Below are 22,098 nucleotides of genomic sequence, written 5' to 3' on the forward strand. Positions count from 1 at the left end.
GAGCTCCTAAACTTTATAGATATCTATATCATCCTTTAGATGTTTGACAATAGCATCCAAATTATGGATAAATGTTGTCATCTCTTTGATTCCACTGGAAAAAGTGGCAGTGGTTCGATTAATTTCATTCATACTTTCAACGATTTGCTCAATTCCAACTGCTTCTTGGCGGATGGCCACTTCAATGTGTTGACTAGAAATTGACGCGTCATTAATCATTTTACTTAACGCTTGAATAATGTGACCTGCTTTTTCAACGAGTTTTATTCCTGAGTCAAGAGTCTTGGCTCCTTCTTCGGTCACTGTAACCGCGCGCTCCGTAGTGCGTCGAATGTCTTCCAGAATTTTCTGTACCTGTACGGTGGATTGTTCTGATTGCTCTGCAAGATTTCGTACCTCTGTTGCTACTGCGGCAAAACCTTTTCCAGCCTCCCCTGCTTTTGACGCTTCAATGGATGCATTCAATGCGAGCATTTTTGATTGTTGGGCAAGAGTGTTGACTACTGAGGTAATATCACCAATTTGTTGCGTGTGATTACTTAAATCAAGAATGGTTTGCGCTATTAGTTTCATTTTTTCTTCTGAAATTTTAATACCCTGGATACTTTGCTCTACGGATTCGGTACCGAGTTTTCCCTGCTCATAGGTATTTTTAGCAACCTCACGTAGTGTTTGTGCCTTAGTCATAGTTTGTTTTGAGCTCTTATCTATTTCTTCCAATGAAGCGCTGATTTCATTAATTGCTGACGCTTGAGAGGTAATACTTTCTGCTTGTTCATTCGCTGAGGTGAGTACCGTGCCCACCATAGTGACTATGTCATTGCTGGCTTTGGTAATTTTTTTGGTGATGGAGGCTAGCCCATCAGTCATTGAATTTAAATCTCTACCTAGATCTTGCAAGATATCTTCTTTATCTATTTCAAGGCGTTCTCTAAGATCACCTGAGGCTACTTTACTACTATGCAGTCTATATTTTTTCGATGAATTGACTAATTTTTCAAATAATTCTCGAGATTCTTCTTCTTTGTTGCGAAGGATTTCCTCATTTTTCTTAATTGCCTCTTGCATTGTTTTTAACGACAAAAGCATTTTGCCTAATTTATCCGAAGTCTGGATCTGAATATCTATATCACGTTCACCAGCCGCAATGCGTTCCGCAATATTAATTGCATTATCTACCGGCCTTGCTATAGAGCGCTGTGTTACATAAGGAACTGTAATCGTTAAAAAAATGGCAAGAATTAATAACGCATAAGCAGATTTTTTTAAGGAATTTAAACTTTCATTTATTTTATCTGTATTTTTTTCAATTTCTTCCGACAAGTATACATACAAGCCCCCCATCCTTTTACCTGTTTCTAAAGAATAAGAGCCTAATATAATGTCGATCATTGCATTTTCGACATCTCTTGTCTTATTTCTGCTATTTTCTACATTATTTGAATTATTGGGATCTCTCTGAGAATTGATAATGGATGTTTGAACATCATAAAGAGGTATATATAATTCTTGCAATTTATCCCATTTAGTCTGTAATTTTTTATCACCCAGCGAGTGCATTACTTGATCCCACTGGTTCCTAACCTCATTAATCTCACTCCATAAACGGGCCAGATGTTCTTTGGCGCTCGGATCTCCAGTCATCGCCCAGTGTTCGAGAAGATCTTGTGTCTGATAGATTTGACTGTCTAGAATTTCAGGTAAGTTTTCAGTACGAATTTCATGACTTAGATAAACGACGTTGTTTACTTTGGGTATCAAAAACAGAATTGATAGGATTACGGGTAAACTAAGGGTCATAAAGCCAATCAACAAACGAGCGCGTACTGTAATAACAAACCGTTTATTCCCATTAGTTTCCATGGACTTCTCCTGTCTTATATAAGCACCTTTTAATTTCTTGATTTAAACTTGCTATTAACGTTTCTACATTAATGATTGCCGTAATGGCGTGGTGTAATCCCAGAATATATTCTGGATTAGTCACATTCGCAGAAGACAATGGCACAGCTAATTCGCTTGGTAGATAAAGCTCGCTACCTTCTACGCGCTGGACAAGTAAGCCAAGAGTTATATTATTTAACTGAACAACAATGATAAATTCATTATGTTGTTCGCTACTTGAAAGTGAATGATGTAGATGAAAAAATTTAAGAAGGTCTACTACTGTAATTAGTGCACCACGCCAGTTGATCACCCCAGCAATAAAATGGGGTACGAAAGGGGCTGGAGCGATGCTCACATTCCGTAACACTTCTTGGACATACTGATAAGAGATCCCATAATTTTCATTTTGGCCTAGGCTGAAGCGAACGAACGTAATACCATGATTTTTGCTGGTATCTATTTCCTGTTTGGCAAGTTGTTTTGCTCTTGCCTGCAGTATTTTAAGTGCTTCTTCATCTTTGGGTATTAATTCTGAAGCATGCTTTTGTTCTTTTATCATCATTCAAAATCCTTATTCGCTTCATCATTATTATCCAGAGAAAAATAGATTGCACCATCATGATGAAAAACAAGATTTGTCCCAGTTGTAACAATAGGATCTGATGCGCCCAGTAAAAGATAAGCGTTTTCAGACATGCATGCGCTTATCTTTTTCATAATTTTGGTAACAAGTTCATTATCAAAATAAATTAGCACATTGCGGCATAAGATTAAATCGACCTCGAATATTCCATTGATTATCGACGGATAAGTCTTATCACATAAGTTAAGGTATTTAAATTGTACTAAATCACGAATCTCAGGCGATAGAACATAGGCGCGATCCTTTTTCTCAAAATATCGTTGTAGGTATTTTTCCGGAATAGAGCGCATGGACCATAGCCCATATGTCCCTGAAATTGCTTTCTGAAGTGCGGCCATATTGATATCGGTGCCTACTAAATAGAGATCCCATACATCAAGATTGGGTATTAGTTTAGCCAGCAACATGGCAATGGTATATATTTCCTCACCTGAAGAACAACCGGCACTCCAAATTTTTAAAGTAAAATCTTCAGCTTTTCGTTTTAGTAATTGAGGGAGCAGTTTATGCTCAAGTAAATGCATTTGATTTTTGTCCCGAAAAAAGTAACTTTCCCCCACCGTAATTGCTGCAATTAAATCGGCTAATAAAGAAGAATTACTCGCACAGCTTTTTAGTTGTTCCAAGTATTCTTGGGGGCGATAATTGAATTTATTGCATGCGGCAGTAATGGTTTTTGCTAACTCTTGCGCTTGGTTTACATGGATTATAAGTCCATAACGGGCATGGATTAACTCCATAAATGCAGGCTCAAGTTTTTTGATGTCATTTAATATATTAGCGCCCATGTTACTCATGATTGCTAGCCGTCTGGTTGAATTGGGTAAGCTTTAAAGCAAAAACCCAATCGATATTGATTAATAGCGAAACCCCTGTTTCCAAAGTCACGGCGCCAAAAAACGGTGAGTTACTACTCGAAAACTCTTCATGTATTTCGATTTGCTGTTCATCGATGTGACTCAATCCAAGCATTTTATCAACAAGCAAACCCACCTGATGCGTGCCATCAGAGCATAGTAGAATGGGCATATTCAAAGGATAAGTTTCACTGCGGGTCAAGCCCGTACCAATAGCTAAGTCAAGCACAGGAATGCATTTGTTTTTAAGATTCATTAATCCAACAAAATAGACAGGACTCGAGGGCACGATTTCGAGCATAGGCAAAGGAAGAATTTTTTCTATATAGCGTAAATCCATACAGACTTGTATGTCTTGTAAAAGAAAATGGAGAACTGTAAGGTTCTTGGGGAGCACTTTATACATTCCTTCTTTTATAATTCAACGCCATTATCGTGTCTCTAAAAACGCAGGTGATGCTGGTGTAAAAATAAATTATTAATTCCATTTTATAGTTATAGACCTAATAGGATTGATGCACAAGACGTACTCTATGTGTTTTAAATGTAGCCTTACAGGGAGGATTCATAACTCGAACGTATCATGTTCATACGTCCAAGTTATGTTTAGAAGCGGTTATGATCTACTGCTTTTATGCATCAAAATCCAAAGTTGAAGATTAATGATTCTTCTAGGTTTCCTTATGAGATGCAAAATAATTTAAATCCAACTCGCGGGCTGCCTTCACATCATCTAACCGTTTGACTGGTAACGTATGAGGAGCACTTTTAACCAGGTCAGGGTTTGTGGCTGCTTCTTCTTTAATGATTTTCATAATTCGCACAAACTGATCTAATTCTTCTTTGCTCTCCGTTTCCGTAGGTTCAATCAGAAGACATTCAGGAATCAGCAATGGGAAATAAGTTGTTGGGGCATGTACGCCATAATCCAACATCCTTTTGGCAAAATCCATTGCGGTAATACCGTATGATTTCTTTTCTGGGCTTAAAGTAAGAATAAATTCATGAGAAGCACGTCGGTTCGGATAGGCTGCCGTAAATCCTACTTTAGTTAATTCTTTGAGTAGGTAATTTGCATTAAGCGTCGCATATTCTGAAACGCGAAGTAAACCTTCTTTTCCGAGCACCCGCATATAAAAATAAGCACGTAGTAAAATACCAGCATTTCCCATAAAACAAGACAGACGACCAATACTTTGTGGGTAGTCTTGGCGGGTTGCCCATTGATAACCCGAATCGGTTTTTTTTACGACCGGTAAGGGTATGAAGGGAAGTAATCGCTTACCTACAGCTACTGGACCCGCACCAGGCCCGCCGCCACCGTGCGGGGTTGCAAATGTTTTATGCAGGTTTAAGTGCATGACATCAAACCCCATATCCCCGGGTCTTACTTTCCCCAAAATTGCGTTAAGATTGGCACCATCGTAATACAATAATCCACCAGCTTGGTGAACAAGAGCTGCTATCTCTTTAATTTGACGCATAAACAAGCCCAAAGTAGAGGGGTTGGTTAGCATGATACCGGCTGTTCTTGGTCCTATTTTGCTTTTTAACTCTTCTAGATCGATGTCGCCATCCGCAGCAGTAGATATTTCAACAATCTTAAAGCCACACATGACCGCTGAGGCTGGATTTGTACCGTGGGCAGCATCGGGAATCAGCATTTCATCGCGTGCTGTATCACCTCGGGATTGATGATAGGCTTTAATCATCGCAACGCCAGCAAATTCTCCTTGTGAACCCGCCATCGCTGTTAAAGAAACACCAGCCATTCCTGTAATTTCAGCAATATGTTCTTGCAAGCGATATAAAGGCTCTAAAAAACCTTGGCTGTTTTCTTCGGTCGCCAGAGGGTGGCGATTGAGAAAGTTGGGTATGGATGCCGCTTTGTGAACTCCTCGAGGATTATATTTCATGGTGCATGAGCCCAGAGGATAAAAATTGCCATCAATCGAGAAATTTTTATGAGACAAACGAGTGAAATGCCTGACTACTTGCAATTCAGAGCATGCAGGCATTTTGGGGGGCGTTTTTCGCTGCAATTCCTCAGGAATAGCATATTTACTGATTGAAATTTTTGGTGCTTGGGCTGTTGCCTGACGGTCTTTTTTAGATAATTCAAAAATCAACATAATTTGCCCTCCATTTTTTGAATAAATTCTTTAAGTTCAGCTCGATGAAGGGCTGGAGTAAATTCAATAAATTGATATTCCGCGATTTCCGCCAAGTAATACGGATCCTTTTGGAATATGGATTCGAGATAGGCGCGATCATTTGTGGCTGCAATGATAATTCCACCAGTACGAGGTTTCATGGGACCTGAGACCAATAATAGGCCTTGCTTATAGTAGTAATCAAGAAACTCTCGGTGTGCTTGTAGGTACTTATCTACTTCACTTAGAGGAACTAAGTAGGTTAACTGAATTACAAACATGAGGCACCTCGTTGAGACATGATGGATTTCAAGGTTTGGGCATAAAAGGCAATTTCCTCTTCAGTACGCATTTCCGTAGCACAAACTAATAGAGTATTAGCCAATTGAGGATAATGAATTCCTGGGGTATAGCCTCCAGTAATACCTGCTTGTGCCAATTGTTGTAACACCAGTTCTACGGGTTGGTCGAGCTTAAGTAATGCTTCATGAAAATAAGGGGCATTAAAAACTTGCTCTACACCCTCAATTTGGGTTAATGCGTCTACTAATTCATGTGTATTCTGATGGCATTGACTTGCAACTTGGCGTAATCCTTCAGCGCCCAAAAGACTCATATGAATGGTTGCTGCGGTGACTAACAAACCTTGATTGGTACAAATATTTGAGGTTGCTTTAGCGCGGCGTATATGTTGTTCACGTGCTTGCAAGGTTAAAGTAAATCCTCTTTTTCCATCTTTATCCAAAGTACAGCCGATGATTCGGCCAGGCATTTGGCGTACATGAGCCATGCGAGTGCTTAAAAAACCAAAATAGGGGCCTCCCGATGCCATTGGAGAGCCTAAAGGTTGTCCCTCACCACAGGTAATATCTACGCCATGCTTTCCCCATGCGCCAGGGGGTTTTAATAAGGCGAGTGACACAGGATTGACGCAGGCGATACTAATGGTTTTATTGTGCTGAGCCCAATCGCTGAGTTCATCCACTTTTTCAAGACATCCAAAAAAGTTAGGCTGAGCGATAACCAGCGCCGTAATATCTTCGCCTGTATATCCTTCCAATGCGGAAAGAGGGGTAATCCCTTGTTTTTCATCAAAAGGCAGTGTGATCACTTCAATATGCTGATTACGCAGGATAGTCTCAATGGTTTCACGATAGAAGGGATGAATTGTCCCTGGGATTAATACACGACTTGTTTTGCTGTGTTTATTAACGCGTACCGCCATTAAAACCGCTTCGGCTAAGGCCGTAGCGCCATCATACATCGATGCATTAGATACATCCATCCCTGTTAATTCACAGATCATGGTTTGGTATTCGTATAGTAATTGCAAAGTGCCTTGACTGGCTTCGGCTTGATAAGGCGTATATGCGGTTAAGAACTCACCACGAGAAGCGATATCCCACACTGCGGCAGGTATATGATGCTCATAGCATCCTGCGCCCATAAAGCAGATTCCATTTTTATTTTTGTCTGCCAAATTTCTTGCTTCTTTGAGCATATCCATCTCATTGATACCAGCAGGTATATTTTGAAATCCTGCATATTGCAAAGACAATGGAATTTCATCAAATAGGGTTTGTGTGTCTTGAACCCCAATGGAATCAAGCATGGCTTTGCTGTCTTCGGGAGTGTGTGGGATATAAGGCATAATTAATGCTCCTCAGCGATCTCATTTTGATATTGTTCTGCAGTCAATAAACTATTAATTTCATCCGGATGACTGGGCTTCAGTTTGACAAGCCAACCTGCTGCATAGGGTTCAGAATTAACAAGAGCTGGATTTTCGACTACTACTTCATTGACGGCAGTAACGATACCGCTCACTGGCGCATAAAAATCAGAGGCAGCTTTTACTGACTCGACGACACCAAGTTCTTCTCCTGCGCTCACTTCATCTCCAATTTCAGGCAATTCGACAAACACCATATCGCCCAGTAATTGTTGAGCATGGTCGGTAATGCCTACGGTTACTTCATTGTGTTCTTCTTTTAGCCACTCGTGGGTATTGGTGAATTTTAATTCATTCATTGCATTGTCCTTATTTAATTCTATAGCACTGAAGCGAAGCTAAATCTATGAAATCTACAAAGTTACAAGAAAATCCAGATTCTTTTTCGTGTATTCAGACTATTTGTTCTCATTTTTACAGTTCTACTATCTGGGTCAAACTAACTTGATTTTCTGTGCCTCGATGCACGCATACTATGTATGCCGCCTTTAGTACTCGAAAATCAGGGCCGTTTGACTCAAGCTGGTGAAAGGTAAATGACCCTAACTTAATTCGATGTTTTAAATCGCCTTTCCTGATTTAACAAAACGTGGTTTTCCTACTTTTGCCGGGATTAATTTACCACGAATATCAACCATTACTTCCTCACCGGTTTCAGCTGGAACTCTCGCCAAGGCTATAGATTTTTCCAGTGTGGGTGAGTAGCTACCACTAGTAATAATTCCATCAGCACAACCAGGGATTATCACTTTTTGTCCATGACGCATAATTCCTTTATCTAATAAAGTAAGCCCCACCATTTTTCGTTTAATTCCAATTTGCTTTTGGGAGAATAAAGCGCCCATGCCAATAAAATCACGATCTGCGGGTTCCCATTTAATAGTCCAACCAAGCCCTGATTCTAATGGGCTGGTGGTTGTGTCCATGTCCTGGCCGTAAAGCAGCATTCCTGCTTCCAAACGAAGCGTGTCACGGGCACCTAATCCACAAGGATGCACACCAACCTGCATTAAATCATTCCATAATTGGACAATGGAATCTTGGGGGGCGATGATTTCAAATCCATCTTCCCCTGTATACCCAGTGCGGGCAAAAAACCATTGCTCCACATCCACGCATTCGAAACTGGTTAAAGTAGAAACGGCGTCAATTTGTGCAGGATTAAGAATTTTTTGTGTTTTTTCTATGGCCTTAGGTCCTTGCACGGCAATCATTGCCAATTCTCTTCGTTCTTGTAAACCAACGGCAAAGCCCTCACTTTTTTGGCGAATCCACGCCAGATCATTGTGTCGGGTTGCCGAATTCAGGACGACTCTGTAATTATCAGAAGCGCGTTGGTATACGATAAGATCGTCGATAACTCCACCATGTTCATTACACATGCAACTGTAAAGTGCTTTTCCGTTGTGTTCAAGCTGATCCACATCATTCGTTAAAAGCTTACGTAAGAATTGACGGCCACCGGCACCAAGAATATCAACAATAGTCATATGCGAGACATCGAACATGCCTGCATCTTTACGCACATAATGGTGTTCATTAAGTTGAGAACCATAATGCAAGGGCATTTCCCAGCCATGGAAATCAACCATTTTAGCGCCACATGCTTGATGTGTGGCATGGAGAGGGGTTTTAGCAATCATTGTACGTCCTTTTTCAATCACCTTAGTGTGGGTGATTATACCTATTGCGATATATACTGTATATTGCATACTGCATATTTCTTAGGACTACTTTAATGACTGGGCTAAATGTTTGGCGCTGGATGTTGGATTTAGGTTGGTTATTGTTTCTTCTAATACTCCTCAGGCATTTTTGGCGTGATAGACAAGTTTTGATTCAAGCGCAATCGTGGCTCAAAGTTAAAGGGTATATTACGAAATGCGAATGGACAAAAGTAGGTCATAGTATTTGGCCTAAAATTGAATATACCTATCAAGTTAATGATAAAAATTTGACTGGAGAATATTTGTTTTTAGATACCGCTCATAATAATCCGAATAGTAAATATTCCCGTGGTATTGCTTACAAAGCGGCCATTGCCTTTCAAGACAATACGGCTATTGATATCTATTATAATCCCCATGACCCTGAAGAATCAGCTTTAGATGTAACCATGCCGATCAAATTAAATATGATTTTGGTTTCGATCGGCATGTTAATCCTCGTGCATCTAGGACTTATGGCTTGGCGTTATTTGGGGTAGGTTGCCCTGCTGCTGGTGTGCCCGATGGTGGCGTACTTGCTGGCGTTGAATCACTTTCTTCTTCCACATCACATTTACAAGGTTGTTTGTTGACTGTTGATTGTAAACTGGTGATGGTATATCCCCGTACTCCCTGACCTGATGGCGCGACCATAAAATTAATGTTTACTTTCAAATTTTGTCGTTGTTGGTATTGTGGATTTTGGTACACCACGATAAGGCCCATAGTTGCTTTCCAATGTGTTGGGTCGATATTGGTGATTACAGGGGGGGCAGTAGCTACGGCGCTTACACTATAAAGATTTTTCTGTACATCCTCTGGTAATTTGGACGCATTTAAAGCATTGCTGTAGGAAATCCATGCATCAGCTGCAAAATACTTGGCTATTTTTCTTTGATCTTCAAGGTAGTTTTTATAGCTATAAGTATAGGTAGCAACTATTGCCTCATTGACCCAGACGGATAATTGTACGGGTTCCGGTTGTGCATAACTGAATTGGAAAAAAATTGATAAAAGAATAAAGACTAATTTCTTGTTCATAAGCATGTCCCGTTTACAGTAAAAAATAGAGTGTAGTCTAATAGTACAAAGTTAAGAATATTTTCCTATATTTCCTTCATCCGGCGACTTGTTCGCAGGGTGTAGGCTGGATGAATAGGCTTAACTTAGTGCCATTAGGGTGTAGTCAATTATCCAGGTGACCCGTTAAATCCACAATTAGATTATTTTATAGTGTAGCTCATTCATTCCACATAAAAAAATCCCCGGCTGCTGCCGGGGCAAATTGAATGTTTAGATAATGAATCTAAACACTGCTCCGCTTAAGAGGGGGTAAAGCGGAGCTAAGCATTCGGGGGAAATGCTCACTATATTAGACACAGAAATTATTAAAAAGTTCAATTTTTGTACAAATTATTTCATTTTAAATAAAAAAAGGAACTAATCTATTGAATATTAATGCATTTTAATAAGGACTTGAGTTTTAGCTTGTCATTTTTTATTTTTGAGCAGAATGCTCTTCGTTTTTATAAGAAAAGAAAGCGTTATATTCAGTCGCTTGAATCTATCGGAGGGGGCTTCTTTATGATATTTTATTACCCTGAAACAAGCAACTGAACTCGCATCAACAAAAACTAATTCCTGTGCGGAAATTTGCGATGCATAGGCATTATATTAATGCTCTTTAGTTTCACTGCTTTTTTCAATTATATATACTGCGTGATACATATTGCAGAGTGTGTCTGGGTGTCGACAAAGTTATTGAGGAGGGCATTGTGCGCGAAAGTCGGTTCTACTTTGCTAATCCTGATAGATTTGGCCGATATATCAATCGTTGGGATTTGCTGCTCCTTATTCTCATTTTTTCCATTTTGTTCTTTCTGGGTTGGGCCGGCTCGCAAATGGCTACTCCCTACCAGTTGGGAGAGCAGATACCCATTTCATTGGATCCTGCCAATCTTCCCTTTTATGCATCGCGTACGGTACTTCGTATGTTTATTGCATTGTTTATTTCAATTATTTTTACATTTACGGTAGGGCTTTGGGCTGCTAAAAATCGGCGCGCAGAACAAATCATTATTCCTGCAATTGATATTTTGCAATCCATACCGGTGTTAAGTTTTTTATCGATTACGGTAACCGGATTCATCCGCTTGTTTCCTAACAGTTTATTGGGACCTGAATGTGCATCCATTTTCGCTATTTTTTGTGCCCAAGTATGGAATATGACTTTTGGATTTTATCAATCATTAAAAACATTGCCACATGATTTACAAGAAGTTTCTTCTATGTTTCGACTCTCGGCATGGCAGCGTTTTTGGAAATTGGAAGTTCCTTTTTCCATGTCGAGCTTGTTATGGAACATGATGGTTTCGATGTCTGCTAGCTGGTTCTTTGTGGTTTTATCTGAAGCGATCTCTGTAGCGCATCAAAACATCCGCTTACCCGGGGTAGGCTCTTATATCGCTTTAGCAATCCAACAACGTGATTTACATGCAGTGGGTTATGCTATTTTGACAATGATGATTGTTATTTTTTTATATGATCAAATATTTTTCCGACCTTTAATTGCGTGGTCTGAAAAGTTTAAAACAGAGCCCTCACATGACGGAGCTGAATATCAATCTTGGCTCGTGGATTGGATTCGCGGCAGCCGGCTAATGAAGCAGTTTACTGAAATTCTGGGCATTTTTACCGATCATTTTGTCAATGCGCGTTGGCTGAGAATCAATGAGACGAAAGTCATTAAGGAAATTGATTTTAAAAAACAGAAGCGTCTGGATAGACTTTGGAGTTTCTTAGTTTTAATCAGTGTTTGTGCTGGAGCATGGTTTTTATTGCGCTTTATTCTTGCAGAATTGAAAGTGAGTGATATTTTGCATGTGTTTTTGCTTGGAGCAGCAACAGGTGCCAGGGTGCTTTGTATGATTTTCCTGAGCTCTTTAGTTTGGATTCCAGTAGGCGTGTGGATTGGTTTAAGGCCAAGAATTGCCCAAAAAATACAGCCAGTGATTCAATTTGTTGCAGCGTTCCCAGCAAATTTATTCTATCCTTTATTTGTGATTGCTATTGTAGCGTTTCATTTAAATGTAGAAATATGGGTGACTCCACTCATGATTCTTGGGACTCAATGGTATATTTTATTTAATGTGATTGCGGGAGCATCTACTATTCCTCGAGAACTTTATCTTGCTGCAGACAATTTTGGCTTGAAAGGATGGCTGTGGTGGAAAAGATTGGCATTGCCCGGCATTTTTCCTTTTTATATCACTGGCGCCATAACGGCGGCAGGTGGCGCCTGGAACGCCAGTATTGTGGCTGAGTTTGTGAGTTGGGGAAATACCACACTTAGAGCCACCGGTTTGGGTGAGTACATCCAAGCGAGTACGGCAACAGGAGACTTCCCCAAAATTGCTTTAGGTACTGCAATGATGTGTTTGTATGTACTTACTTTTAACCATTTGATTTGGCGTCCGCTCTATCGCTTGGCGGAAGAACGTTTTAACCTTAATTAAAAGATACCTATGTCTGAAACCATCATTGCTATAGAAAGCTTACGCAAGTCTTTTAAAAAAGCTGCAGAACAAGATTTGCTTGTGCTCGAGGATGTGAACTTTAAGCTACAAGAAGGCGAAATCGTTGCTTTATTAGGTAAGTCCGGTTCAGGAAAGTCTACTTTGTTGCGTATTATTGCGGGTCTTGTAGCCCCCACCGGTGGGACCGTAACTTATAGAGGCAAACCCGTCACCAGTCCCGTTGCAGGAATTGCAATGGTCTTCCAGTCGTTCGCATTGATGCCCTGGCTTACTGTATTGGAGAATGTGGAGCTTGGTCTTGAGGCGCAGGGTGTTAGTCGCGAAGAGCGTAGGCATCGCGCTATTGAAGCAATTGATATCATTGGTCTTGATGGTTTTGAATCGGCATTTCCCAAAGAGCTTTCCGGTGGGATGCGTCAACGGGTTGGTTTTGCGCGCGCCTTGGTGATTAATCCTGATGTATTATTAATGGATGAGCCTTTTTCGGCTCTTGATGTGCTTACCGCGGAAAACCTGAAGTCCGACTTGCTGGAGTTGTGGGCAGAGAAGAAAACCAATACGAATGGCATTTTATTAGTAACTCATAATATTGAAGAAGCTGCTACATTAGCCGATAGGATTGTAATCTTTGGTAATGATCCTGGTTACATCCGAGCTGAATTACCCGTCACCCTACCCCAGCCACGTGATCCTGAGTCCCCTGAGTTTCGGGCTTTAGTTGATAAAATTTATACTTTAATGACTACTGGTCCTAAAGAAAAGGCAAAACGCGCGCAAAGAGAGCGACAAATCGGTTTAGGATATCGTTTGCCCGATGTAGAGCCTTCCGAACTGACCGGCTTGATTGAGACGATGACCTCTTTTGAAGAGCGTATTGACTTACCCGAGCTCGCAGATGAGTTGATGATGAATATTGATGACTTATTCCCTATACTTGAGACGTTGGAAATATTAGGGTTTGCTAAAGTTTCTGCAGGGGATATCCAATTAAGCGACTTAGGAAAGCAATTTGCTGAGGCCGATCTTCAAGAACGTAAACAATTATTTGCGCAAAGATTATTAGAAAAGGTACCTCTTGCCCGTTATATTCGACGGATTTTAGATGAAAAAGTAGGGCATAGGGTTTCTGAAGAACGATTTTTAAGTAAGCTTGAAGATTATTTAAGTGAAAAAGAAGCAGACCGTGTATTACGTACAATGATTGACTGGGGACGTTATGCGGAGATTTTTGCTTATGATTTTAATACAGGAATTTTAAGTTTGGAAAATCCAGGTAAGGGAGCATAAAGACTTAATAAGCTAAATTCAAAGGTATATTCAGCAAAAAAAATGTTCGTTGCACTTCCTCCTGGTGCCAATAGCAATTCAATGAATACTTAAATTAGAACGAATAGTTTGTTATTATTTGTTCAGATTTGATCCAGGGAGGATTGTTTAGCATGGAGCACAAACAAGAATATGATGAGCATTTCAAAATAATTCTTCTGGGGGATAACGCAGTAGGTAAATCGTGCTTGGTTCAAGCTTATTGTGGTGGTTCCCTCTATGGTTATGATGTATACATGGACACTATGGGGGTTGACCAGGAAATAAAATCGCTAAAGGTGTTTAATAAAAAAGTACAATTACGCATCTGGGATGCCTCAGGAACGTCAAAATTAAAGGAAATAGTTGCCTCTTATTTTCGATCGATTGATGGAGCTCTGATCTGCTTTGATTTAACTAATAAAGCATCTTTGCAGCACACGAAAGAATATGTAGCTCGTCTAAGAGTGACTAAGGTAAATCTTCCAATGATTCTAGTCGGTTGTAAAGCAGACCTAGAGAAGCGAAGAGAGGTAAGCTTCATGCAAGCAAAGGAATTAGCTGATGAGCTGGGGCTCGAATATTTAGAAGTTTCCTCACTACACAAAATAAATGTTGAACAACTTTTTCTGCAAATTGCCCTGCACATATATCTTGCCAAACATCTAAGTAAAATTAAGCCTATCTTGGATGAATGCTTCAATAATTATTTAAAACTCACAAACCCTCATCGTACAAGCTTGTTTGCGGAGAAGCACTTGAACCTGGTCTTAAAAGGAGAAACAAGAGCAGAGTACAACGTGCAGTTTGAAAAATTGTTTGCTTCTACAAGAGTCGAGGAAGTGATCGTGTTTTGTAGAAAAACATTAGCTCTCATGGAAAAGGCCAATAACTTTTATAAACAAGATAGCCCTGTTTTAAGTACTTTTAAAACCTGTCCACTTGCAAGCACCTTAAAGGGAATGTTGGACGTTTTGTATGGTATGTTAGGCGACATGATGGGGGTTGTCGCGGCAAAAGAATTGATATATCAGAACCAATCCGTTGAGCACACACTTTAATGTCGTGAGATCTCCGGAAGGAAGGCATAAGTAAAAAGCAGGAGATCCTTAGTCATGTACTCCTTAGAATGACGTGATGATAAACGTATCAGTCTAACGTTTCACGTGAAGCATTATTTCTCTTAATTTAGAATGTACCCTTCGTTACTGGATCCCGCGAACAGCTCACGGGACATAGGCAGATAGGGTATATAGAGGATGAACGTTTCGCGACCCGGGTTACGCCTTGCGTTACCCAGGTTTTGAATGAGTACAATGGACTAGACTTTTAAGCCGATTTTCGCGTGAGGTAATTCAATAGTTCTAATAAACGCTCTGGGTTGCCAGCCATTTGTAAGTCGGTTTTATACTTACCATTTATCACAAAAGCAGGTACTGCATTAATTTGATAAGTTCCCATGAGACTCATTCCATTTTGTACCCGCATATCAATGGTTGGTGAGTTTTCAAAAGCACTTTTCGCGATTTCTTTATCAACTCCTTGTGTAACAAAGAAATTGATCATTGCTTGTTTGGAATCGAGAGGCTTTCTTTCTTCTTGTATGGCTTTAAATAGTAATGGAGTCATTTTATCAGAAAGTGCCAATGTTTTAGCGGTATAGTAGGCTTTAGCATAGAGCTCCCAGGAGGGTTTAAATACTACTGGGACACGTTCGAATTGAATGTTGTTGCCCATTTTACTAACCCAAGAATTGAGAGGTGCTTCTATTTTGTAACACCATGGGCAGCCATAACTAAAAAATTCTTCAATGGTGGGGGCTTTATTTTTATTATTTGTTGCATTCGGATTGGTAACAATTTGATAATCCTTCCCCTCCACAAATGAAGCAGCTAGGGCCATTGCTGGTAAAAGCAAGAATACAGCGATTAATTTTTTTAACATAATTTAGTTCCTAATGTAACCCTTCAATATAATGTGCAACTGCTTCCATATCTTCTTGGCTCATTCTACTACTTATATCGCGCATGATATGGTTTAAATCATTGTTCCTCTTCCCGTCTTTAAATGCAATTAATTGCAACACTGTATAAGCAGCATGTTGGCCAGACAGTATTGGGAAGCCAGCTTGAGCATTGCCCGTACCTTTGGGACCATGGCAGGCGATGCAGGCGGTAATCCTTTTTGCAAAATCTCCTCCACGGTAGATTTGCTCACCCCGGTTAAGAAATTCTTTAGGAGTACTGCCATTAGCAAGAGGCATTTTAGCATAATATGCTGCCAAGTCATCCATGTCCTGTTTGCTTAGGGTGGCAACAAGCGCATTCATTGTTGGTGCGTTGCGTAATGCACTATCTTTCATATCATTGAGCTGTTTTATAAAGTATTTGGGATGTTGTCCGGCAATATTAGGCCAATCAGGATTCGGACTGTTACCTTGTTGACCATGGCATGCGGAACAAATCACCGCTTTGTCTGCTGCAGATGAGGTGTTTTCTTGAGCAAAAAGAACTAATGGAAAACAAAGGATAAAAGTGAGTACAAATTTTTTCATCGATTTCTCATAATAAATTTACGAAGTAATGGTACACTGCCTTGGTTGAAATCCCAAAATATTATAATTCTTATGTCGGAAAATCCTTATTCAAAAGCTGTTTTTTTAAAAAGTGCTGCCAAAGTACCTCAGTTGCCTGAAGATTCAGGGTATGAAGTTGCGTTTGCTGGCCGCTCCAATGCGGGAAAATCAAGCGCATTAAATTGTCTCACTGGCATCAAAAATTTGGCCCGTACCAGTAAAACACCTGGGCGCACTCAATTAATTAATTTATTTGGCATTGATGAAACACGTCGCCTTGTTGATTTGCCAGGGTATGGTTATGCAAAAGTTGCTTTGCAAGTGAAAATGGACTGGCAAAAAAATTTAGCGCATTATCTTGAAGTCAGGCAGAGCTTAAGAGGGTTGATTTTATTGATGGATATTCGTCATCCTTTAAAAGATTTAGATGTGATGATGGTCGATTGGGCATTAAACCGTAAGCTTCCGGTCCATATTTTATTGACTAAATCGGACAAATTAAGCCGTAGCGAAGTAAAAAATACCGTATCAAAAGTTCGTAAGCATTATGAATTGGCTACTCATTTGATAACGGTCCAATCTTTTTCATCCTTGAAAAAAGATGGGGTGGGTGAGTTGATCACTTTACTAAATCAATGGTTTGACTTGTAGTTTGAATGAAGTAAATACTTTTCGTTGAACTTTCGGGTTACACTCGTTGTTGAGTATTATGTTATAAAGATAACAGACTTCACCAATGGATTGGTGAGAGATAGGTGTTCTATGCTGCATTAATTGTAAGGAATTTTAATGCTACGAGGCGGCAAATTTTTTAAAGATTCTCTATCTGAAACGGATTATCCCCACGAACAAACGGGTTTGTCGATTGAAAGCCTTCCCAATGAAATGCTCTTGCCCATTCTGCAAAAAGCCAGGACCACTCGCAAAGATAAAAATAACATGTCACTGGTTAGTAAATGGTTTCGCGAGTTGAACGAAGCAAAACCTCTTGGTACATCTCAACATTATGATATCGATTTTATTATTGAGTCTTTGCTGCGTGATTTGTATCGGATGGTATTTAATCCATGCCCCGCGGGGATTGCACAACTTAGTGCTAATAAAGAACTATTACCAGCAATTGAACAACTTAAAAAACAACTTTTAGCTGTTTTGAAGGCTGGATCTTTTGAAAAAATTGATAGAGCGACGTTTGCTCTTTTATTCAATGGTGATACGAAAACAATACGCTCCAATTTACTCATTAAACACGGAGGCTTGCTGCCTTATGTTATTGAGAGTGTGAACGATTTTCAATTTCTTGCTGCTACGGTGGATAAAAGTCAATGGAATGCTATCGAAGTAATTTTTCGAACGATTAAAATAAATGAGAAAAATGACCTAACCACACGCATCCATTTAATGTTACGTATTTGTGCTGAATTAAAAAACAATAAAAGCCAGACGGAGAACCATCGAAAGTACCGACAGATGTTAATCAATACGTGTCACCAACTGGCTTCTTTGTCTGAAGAGCAAAACATGGTTGCTATGGAAATGATTAATGAAGGAATTCGATTATCAGAAGAGATAAATTTGCATAATCTAACCAATACATTCATTGTAGTGCGCGGCATATTTAATGAGCAATTAGGTGAGGAGGCAGGCTACGATATGCGTTCACAATCGAAACCATTCAGATAAGTTTATATTTCTCACCCTATAAGCTACAGGGTGAGAATCATTTGCCCATACGGGTTTGAATTATCACTTGATTTCAGCATGTTCCAATACTTTTTGTGCTTGCGTCGCTCGATAATTTTTAATTGCTTCGCGGTACACAGGGTATTTATTCCCGAGAATCGTTACTGCCAAAATAGCCGCATTGATGGCGCCTGCTTTTCCCACTGCGAGGGTTCCTACTGGAATTCCTGCCGGCATCTGGACTATGGATAAAAGCGCATCAAGGCCATTCGTAAAAGTCGAGGAAGGCATGGGTACACCTAAAACGGGTATTATAGTTTTAGCTGCTACAACACCGGGCAAATGGGCCGCGCCACCTGCTGCTGCGATGAAAACTTCCACGCCACGTTGTTCTGCTGATTTGAGATACTCAAATAACGCATCTGGGGTACGATGTGCTGATAAGGCGCGAACTTCGTGAGGAATGTTAAATTGTTCCAGAGTTCGACTGGCTTCTTCCATAATGGTCCAATCAGATTTTGAACCCATAAGTATCGATACAAGTATATTTGACATAATTCCCTCGTTAATTATTTATCATCTTAGTATTTGTAGTTTGGGGAAGAACAGCTCGGGTCTTCTCGGTGCTTGCAATAATCTGTATTGCTTCAACCAAGGCTAATCCTTCGAGTTCTTGCACCCTAGCTTTCAAAAGCTCTGGAGTATCACCTGCCAAAACAGGACATTTCTTTTGCAAAATAATTGGTCCTGCATCCACTTGTTCTGTAACAAAGTGCACGGTACAACCTGTTTCAACCTCCGCTGCATCTAAAACCGATTGATGTACATCGAGATTCATTAGTCCTGCATGAGCAGGTAACAAAGAAGGGTGAATATTGATTATTTGATGTTCCCAATCGGCGACGAACTGCGCTGATAAAATGCGCATGTAACCAATTAACACAATAAGTTCTATTTGATGCTGTTTAAGTATTGCAGACAGATTATTATCAAATTCCGTGCGACTTAGACCATGAGAATTGGCGAACATTGCTTGAATTCCAAAGTTTGCTGCTTTTTCCAAAATGGGAGCATCCTCTTTGTTGCTTAAGACCAGTTCGATTGATGCCGATAAACGTTGTTGTTCTATTGCGGCAACAAGTGCATTCAGATTAGTGCCTCGAGTTGAACCAAGTACTGCGATGCGAATCATAATGCGCGTATCCTTTGCATATGGTCAATGCGTTGTTGAATCAATTGCTTGGTCCCTATATCTTGGCGATGAAATAAGGGGCCTTCAATTGAAGAAATTTCATTCTCAGCACTTTGTTCGGCAGCAAAAATCGAATCAGCAATGCCCACATATGCTGCTGTACGTGAACCTTCAGCAAGGATTTGATCTTCAACCTGATTTACTGATGAAAGATATAAATGGTCTTGATGAGCAACCTTGGAGAAATCCACCACAAAATTTTTCTTTGGTGCATCAGGATAACCTTCAGGGACGGCATATTTACACACAGTGGCTTGTTTTGAAAATTTAACCTTCTCTGCAGTCAGATTGCCGTTCACCATGGCTTGGCATAGGGCAACAAAATCAGACTCCAAAATCGATAGCACATTTAAGGCCTCAGGATCGCCAAAGCGTGCATTAAATTCGATCACATAAATCCCATTTTTAGTCGCAATAAAACTGCCATATAAAATACCAATATAGGGTTCATCGCATTCAGTAGATAGGGCTTTAAAGACAGCATTATTAATCGCTAAGGCTTCATGAACATCGTTTGCAGTTAAGAAGGGTAATCGATGATCGGTATCGGAATAACTCCCCATCCCGCCAGTATTGGGTCCTTTATCACCGTTATACGCACGTTTATGGTCTTGAACCAGAGGCATAGGAATCAGCTTCTTGCCATCAGCGAAACACATGAAGGAAAACTCTTGTCCAATCAATTTTTCTTCGATAAGGATGGTCTGTTTTTTATCAAGAATTTCCTGACAAAAATCCAAAGCTTCAGCAATTGAATGCAGATGATCTCCAGCAACTTTAACGCCTTTGCCACCCATTAATCCATTTGCTTTAATAACGTAATTGCCTTCGCCAAGTTCATTGAGAAAAAACTCAATCTCATTGAGGGTTGTAAATTTTTTATAACGTGGCAAACCTGCTATATGGTGTTTTTGCATGAGATCGCGTGCGAACTCTTTAGAGGTTTCAATTTGGGCCAATATTTTTTTGGGGCCGATAGTCGGAACTCCTGCTTGCCAAAAAGCATCAGCCATCCCTTGTTCAAGCGGCGCTTCTGGACCGATAATGACTAGCTCAATTCCCCAAAGCTTTGCTTTTGATACTACAGCCGCACAATCAGTGATATCGCCTGCGCAATATTGATTCGTTAATTGATGGATACCTGGATTTATTGCCGTACCATAACAAAACAATGACGTCTTGTGTGGCGAACGATGTAAGGCTTTGATCAGTGCATGCTCACGTGCGCCAGAGCCGATAACAAGAATGTTCATTCGCGAGTATCCTCTTTTTTGGGGGGAGTAGTTAGTCTGCTTGTTTCACGTTGTTGCTCGAGCTGCTGCATTTTTTCGGCAGTGAGTTTTTTACAAAAATAATCGCCATCCATACATGCCATACACGGTTTTTTGATTTGGTTGTCACCACGGCGAGTCACTGCTTCAACCAAATCTTCATTAGATTGATAGAGCAATACGTCAACACCAAGATAATTGGCAATTTCATCTTCAGTTTTATTGGCAGCAATCAACTCTTTGCGCGAGGGAATATCAATCCCACTAAAACATGGATTTTTAAGTGGTGGCGATGTGGAGGCAAAATAAATTTTCTTTGCGCCAGATTCTCTTACCATTTTGACAATTTCACGAGAGGTTGTTCCTCGGACAATACTGTCGTCGATAATCATCACGACCTTATTTTTAATTTCAGTTTGCTGTGGCGTTAGTTTGTAACGGATATTTCGACTTCGCGCCTTTTGATTAGGCATAATAAAGGTACGACCGATAAAAGGATTTTTATATAGGCCTTCGGAATATCTTACCCCTAATTCATGAGCAAATGAGAGGGCTGCAGTATTTGCAGTGAATGGAGCAGGAATGACTATATCCGGTACGAGTTCAGGGTATTTTTGCTTCCATTGCTGCGCTAGGTTTTGTCCCATACGTAAACGAGCGCGGTATACGCTGACATTATTGAGCGTTGCATCCGGACGTGCAAAATAAACATACTCAAACACACAAGGCCTGAATTGTTCGGTTTTTAAAACACGGCGGCGGTGCATCGTCCCCTTAAGATCCACAAAAGCTACTTCACCGGGTAAAATATCCCCTCTAGGCTCAAAGCCTAAGGCATAAAAAGGGGTAGTTTCTGATGCAAAAATAGTATCAACAGTTCCATCGGGATTTTCACGTGTTCCCCAAACCAGCGGGCGGATCCCATGAGGGTCACGGAAGGCAACCAGTCCTTTGCCAATAATCACGGATACAATGGAGTAAGCCCCTTCAATTCGTTCAAAAATATGCGAGACCGCCTGGGTTAGCAGTTCAAAAAAACTGTCGGTATTTTCCTCATTACTGGAAGCATTGCTGGCCAGATTATCTGCAAGCATGAGTAATAGGGCTTCAGAATCAAGGGAAGTATTAAGATGGCGATGTTGTTTCAAACGAATATCATCAGCCAGTTCTTGGTAATTGGACAGATTGCCATTATGGGCAAGTGCAATGCCACGTGGACTACCAATCCATAATGGCTGGACATCGGTTGCTGTATAACCACCAGCAGTAGGATAGCGGACGTGACCAATACCTATGTTTCCTTGTAGTGTGGAAACGTTATCAGGAGTAAAAATTTCCCGTACTAAACCTAATCCATGTTTCGTATAGAAACGCTGATCACAAGTGAGTATGCCCGCAGCATCTTGTCCTCGATGTTGTAAATGGATAAGACTCTCATACAATTCGGAGGCTACGGGTTCATGACTGTAAATACCTACTATCCCACACATTCCTTACA

At 40.3% G+C, this 22,098-nt stretch carries 22 protein-coding genes; 6 read left to right on the forward strand and 16 right to left on the reverse strand.

Features of this window, described 5'->3' with window-relative positions; genetic code table 11:
- Window positions 1-6: 6 nt before the first annotated feature.
- From ACWTEW_RS10575 to gcvT, 9 genes are all read right to left on the reverse strand, one after another.
- Entirely contained in the window at window positions 7-1,863 is a 1,857-nt protein-coding gene (locus ACWTEW_RS10575) for a methyl-accepting chemotaxis protein (protein WP_454781638.1), read from the reverse strand.
- A complete protein-coding gene (locus tag ACWTEW_RS10580) occupies window positions 1,853-2,449 on the reverse strand; it encodes a chemotaxis protein CheW (protein ID WP_454781639.1) in 597 nt (198 codons plus the stop codon). The genes ACWTEW_RS10575 and ACWTEW_RS10580 overlap by 11 nt, the downstream gene beginning before the upstream one ends.
- Complete coding sequence (locus tag ACWTEW_RS10585; protein ID WP_454781640.1) at window positions 2,446-3,318, reverse strand: CheR family methyltransferase; 873 nt, start codon at window positions 3,316-3,318, stop codon at window positions 2,446-2,448. The genes ACWTEW_RS10580 and ACWTEW_RS10585 overlap by 4 nt, the downstream gene beginning before the upstream one ends.
- A 1-nt stretch (window position 3,319) precedes the next feature.
- A complete protein-coding gene (locus ACWTEW_RS10590) occupies window positions 3,320-3,793 on the reverse strand; it encodes a chemotaxis protein CheW (RefSeq protein WP_454781641.1) in 474 nt (157 codons plus the stop codon).
- 265 nt (window positions 3,794-4,058) lie between these two features.
- Window positions 4,059-5,519: an aminomethyl-transferring glycine dehydrogenase subunit GcvPB gene (gene gcvPB / locus ACWTEW_RS10595; RefSeq protein ID WP_454781642.1), complete on the reverse strand. Its 1,461-nt coding sequence runs from the start codon at window positions 5,517-5,519 to the stop codon at window positions 4,059-4,061.
- On the reverse strand, window positions 5,513-5,821 hold the full coding sequence (locus ACWTEW_RS10600) for a YciI family protein (RefSeq protein ID WP_454781643.1): 309 nt from the start codon (window positions 5,819-5,821) through the stop codon (window positions 5,513-5,515). The genes gcvPB and ACWTEW_RS10600 overlap by 7 nt, the downstream gene beginning before the upstream one ends.
- Window positions 5,812-7,191, reverse strand: coding sequence for an aminomethyl-transferring glycine dehydrogenase subunit GcvPA (gene gcvPA, locus ACWTEW_RS10605; protein ID WP_454781644.1), 1,380 nt, complete (start codon window positions 7,189-7,191; stop codon window positions 5,812-5,814). Before gcvPA ends, ACWTEW_RS10600 begins: the two co-directional genes overlap by 10 nt.
- Window positions 7,192-7,193: 2 nt before the next feature.
- The gene (gene gcvH / locus ACWTEW_RS10610; RefSeq protein ID WP_454781645.1) at window positions 7,194-7,571 is read right to left on the reverse strand and encodes a glycine cleavage system protein GcvH; all 378 of its coding nucleotides are present in this window, start codon (window positions 7,569-7,571) and stop codon (window positions 7,194-7,196) included.
- A 261-nt stretch (window positions 7,572-7,832) separates the two neighbouring features.
- Window positions 7,833-8,915: a glycine cleavage system aminomethyltransferase GcvT gene (gene gcvT, locus ACWTEW_RS10615; protein WP_454781646.1), complete on the reverse strand. Its 1,083-nt coding sequence runs from the start codon at window positions 8,913-8,915 to the stop codon at window positions 7,833-7,835.
- A 95-nt stretch (window positions 8,916-9,010) separates the two neighbouring features.
- Here gcvT and ACWTEW_RS10620 point away from each other — a divergent pair, with 95 nt between their 5' ends.
- Complete coding sequence (locus tag ACWTEW_RS10620) at window positions 9,011-9,478, forward strand: DUF3592 domain-containing protein (protein ID WP_454781647.1); 468 nt, start codon at window positions 9,011-9,013, stop codon at window positions 9,476-9,478.
- Here the strand turns inward: ACWTEW_RS10620 and ACWTEW_RS10625 are convergent.
- On the reverse strand, window positions 9,453-10,019 hold the full coding sequence (locus ACWTEW_RS10625) for a DotI/IcmL family type IV secretion protein (RefSeq protein WP_454781648.1): 567 nt from the start codon (window positions 10,017-10,019) through the stop codon (window positions 9,453-9,455). The two genes, ACWTEW_RS10620 and ACWTEW_RS10625, sit on opposite strands and share 26 nt — an antisense overlap.
- 734 nt (window positions 10,020-10,753) lie before the next feature.
- On the opposite strand from ACWTEW_RS10625, the gene ACWTEW_RS10630 reads away from it, so the two are divergent.
- From ACWTEW_RS10630 to ACWTEW_RS10640, 3 genes are all read left to right on the forward strand, one after another.
- Window positions 10,754-12,493, forward strand: coding sequence for an ABC transporter permease (locus ACWTEW_RS10630; protein ID WP_454781649.1), 1,740 nt, complete (start codon window positions 10,754-10,756; stop codon window positions 12,491-12,493).
- 9 nt (window positions 12,494-12,502) lie between these two features.
- On the forward strand, window positions 12,503-13,801 hold the full coding sequence (locus tag ACWTEW_RS10635) for an ABC transporter ATP-binding protein (protein WP_454781650.1): 1,299 nt from the start codon (window positions 12,503-12,505) through the stop codon (window positions 13,799-13,801).
- A gap of 152 nt (window positions 13,802-13,953) precedes the next feature.
- On the forward strand, window positions 13,954-14,880 hold the full coding sequence (locus ACWTEW_RS10640) for a Rab family GTPase (protein ID WP_454781651.1): 927 nt from the start codon (window positions 13,954-13,956) through the stop codon (window positions 14,878-14,880).
- Window positions 14,881-15,148: 268 nt separating this feature from the next.
- Here ACWTEW_RS10640 and ACWTEW_RS10645 read toward each other — a convergent pair whose 3' ends face one another.
- Both ACWTEW_RS10645 and ACWTEW_RS10650 read right to left on the reverse strand, forming a co-directional pair.
- The gene (locus tag ACWTEW_RS10645; RefSeq protein WP_454781652.1) at window positions 15,149-15,763 is read right to left on the reverse strand and encodes a thiol:disulfide interchange protein DsbA/DsbL; all 615 of its coding nucleotides are present in this window, start codon (window positions 15,761-15,763) and stop codon (window positions 15,149-15,151) included.
- Between the two features lie 10 nt (window positions 15,764-15,773).
- The gene (locus ACWTEW_RS10650) at window positions 15,774-16,373 is read right to left on the reverse strand and encodes a c-type cytochrome (protein ID WP_454781653.1); all 600 of its coding nucleotides are present in this window, start codon (window positions 16,371-16,373) and stop codon (window positions 15,774-15,776) included.
- Window positions 16,374-16,445: 72 nt separating this feature from the next.
- Between ACWTEW_RS10650 and yihA the strand changes: the two genes are divergently transcribed.
- Together yihA and ACWTEW_RS10660 are read left to right on the forward strand one after the other, a co-directional pair.
- A complete protein-coding gene (gene yihA / locus ACWTEW_RS10655; RefSeq protein WP_454781654.1) occupies window positions 16,446-17,045 on the forward strand; it encodes a ribosome biogenesis GTP-binding protein YihA/YsxC in 600 nt (199 codons plus the stop codon).
- Window positions 17,046-17,183: 138 nt separating this feature from the next.
- Complete coding sequence (locus ACWTEW_RS10660; RefSeq protein ID WP_454781655.1) at window positions 17,184-18,077, forward strand: hypothetical protein; 894 nt, start codon at window positions 17,184-17,186, stop codon at window positions 18,075-18,077.
- A gap of 63 nt (window positions 18,078-18,140) precedes the next feature.
- Here the strand turns inward: ACWTEW_RS10660 and purE are convergent, their stop codons facing one another.
- Genes purE through purF form a run of 4 tightly spaced genes read right to left on the reverse strand, consistent with a single transcriptional unit; the run spans window position 18,141 to window position 22,090 of the window.
- Window positions 18,141-18,632 carry a 5-(carboxyamino)imidazole ribonucleotide mutase gene (gene purE, locus ACWTEW_RS10665; RefSeq protein WP_454781656.1) on the reverse strand — a complete coding sequence of 164 codons (492 nt, stop codon included), beginning with the start codon at window positions 18,630-18,632 and terminating at the stop codon, window positions 18,141-18,143.
- Between the two features lie 10 nt (window positions 18,633-18,642).
- Window positions 18,643-19,269 carry a phosphoribosylglycinamide formyltransferase gene (gene purN / locus ACWTEW_RS10670; protein ID WP_454781657.1) on the reverse strand — a complete coding sequence of 209 codons (627 nt, stop codon included), beginning with the start codon at window positions 19,267-19,269 and terminating at the stop codon, window positions 18,643-18,645.
- Window positions 19,266-20,582, reverse strand: a complete 1,317-nt coding sequence (gene purD / locus ACWTEW_RS10675) for a phosphoribosylamine--glycine ligase (RefSeq protein WP_454781658.1) — start codon at window positions 20,580-20,582, stop codon at window positions 19,266-19,268. The genes purN and purD overlap by 4 nt, the downstream gene beginning before the upstream one ends.
- Window positions 20,579-22,090, reverse strand: coding sequence for an amidophosphoribosyltransferase (gene purF, locus ACWTEW_RS10680; RefSeq protein WP_454781659.1), 1,512 nt, complete (start codon window positions 22,088-22,090; stop codon window positions 20,579-20,581). The genes purD and purF overlap by 4 nt, the downstream gene beginning before the upstream one ends.
- Window positions 22,091-22,098: the final 8 nt, after the last annotated feature.

The sequence above is a fragment of the Legionella stuttgartensis genome, assembly GCF_977063405.2.